At 64.9% G+C, this 1,408-nt stretch carries 1 protein-coding gene; it reads left to right on the top strand.

The window, feature by feature from the left end; all coding sequences use genetic code 11:
• Window positions 1-179 precede the first annotated feature (179 nt).
• The gene (locus ACQR1L_RS35080) at window positions 180-1,397 is read left to right on the top strand and encodes an IS4 family transposase (protein ID WP_434862473.1); all 1,218 of its coding nucleotides are present in this window, start codon (window positions 180-182) and stop codon (window positions 1,395-1,397) included.
• The last annotated feature ends 11 nt before the right edge of the window (window positions 1,398-1,408 follow it).

Here is a 1,408-nt window from a genome sequence, read left to right as displayed (position 1 = left end):
GGGCTACCGTATTCACACATCGATGTTGAATACGGGAAGAACGTCTGATTCCCTGTCAGTCTCTTGCGGAAGGAGGCTTTCATGGAGCTTGGGCTGGGACGGTTTGGCGACCGTCGCCTGGAAAAAGGGGGGCCTTTCTTCTGGGCCGGCTGGTTGCCTCAGGCGGCGGCAGGCTGCGGGTGCGTCGCTTGGGCGGCAATCGGGCGGGAGAGATCCGTCTGACGCGGTTGTTGCGCAACGCGGCTTTCAGCTGTGAGGAGATGCTGGAGGAGGCGGCCAGGCGGACCTCGGAGCGCTGCATCGGGCGGCATGTGCTGGCGATCCAGGACACGACCGTGGTGCGCTCGGAAGGCGGCGGCGGCGAGTATCTGCACGCCGTCCTGGCTCTGGACGCGCAGGATGGCGCAATCCTGGGGCTGATCGACGGCTGCTTTCTGGACCGCAAGAGCGGCCGGCGGGCAGCCCGGCGATCCACACCGATCGAGGAGAAGGAGAGCTTCCGCTGGCCGCAAGGCGCCGAACAGGCGGCCTCGGTGTGCGCCGGAGCGGCTTCGATCACCGTGATCGCCGATCGCGAGAGCGACATCTTCGAGGCGTTTGCCTTGCGTTCGGAACGTGTCGAGCTGCTGATCCGCGCGGCGCATGATCGTGCACTGGCGGACGGCGAGACGCTGTTTGCCCGTGTCGATGCGCTGGCTGCGATGGGACGCGCGGAACTGGAGCTTCCTGCCAAGCCCGGGCGCAAGCGGCGAACTGCTCGGCTCGAACTTCGCTTCATGAAGGCCAGTCTGGCTCAACCGAAGTCTGGATTGCGCGCCCATTTGCCGAAGAGCGTGAGCGTGAACATCGTCGATGTGCGCGAGGTCGACCCGCCCAGCGGCGAAGCGCCAATCCATTGGCGCCTTCTCACGACACATGAGATCGAGAACGAGACGCAAGCCTGGCAGGTGGTCCGCTTCTATCGACAGCGCTGGGCGATCGAGCAGCTATTCCGTACCCTCAAGTCCGGCGGCTTCGACATCGAGGGTCTGGAGATCGAGGACAGCGCGCCTCGTAACCGCCTCATCACCGCAACGTTGATCGCGGCAGTATGCATCCAGCAACTCGTGCATGCGCGCGACGGAGGCCCAGGTCCTCTACGCCCCGTCACCGATGCATTCGACCCCGCCGACGTTCCACTGCTCGAAGCTTGCTGCGCTCGGCTCGAAGGCAAGACCGAGCGGCAGAAGAACCCTCATCCCAAGGGATGTCTGGCCTATGCAGCCTGGGTCTGCGCCCGCCTCGGCGGATGGACCGGCTACTACGGAAAGCCCGGCCCCATCGTCATGTACGAGGGGTGGCTTGAGTTCCAGGCCATGAAGCGCGGCGCAAACCTCCTCACGCGAGGCGATGTGTGAATCCGGTAGCC

Source organism: Bradyrhizobium sp. HKCCYLR20261 (genome assembly GCF_051168435.1).
Taxonomy (GTDB): domain Bacteria; phylum Pseudomonadota; class Alphaproteobacteria; order Rhizobiales; family Xanthobacteraceae; genus Bradyrhizobium.
Note: the sequence above shows the minus strand (reverse complement) of the source record. Positions and strands in the feature narration are given on the sequence as shown.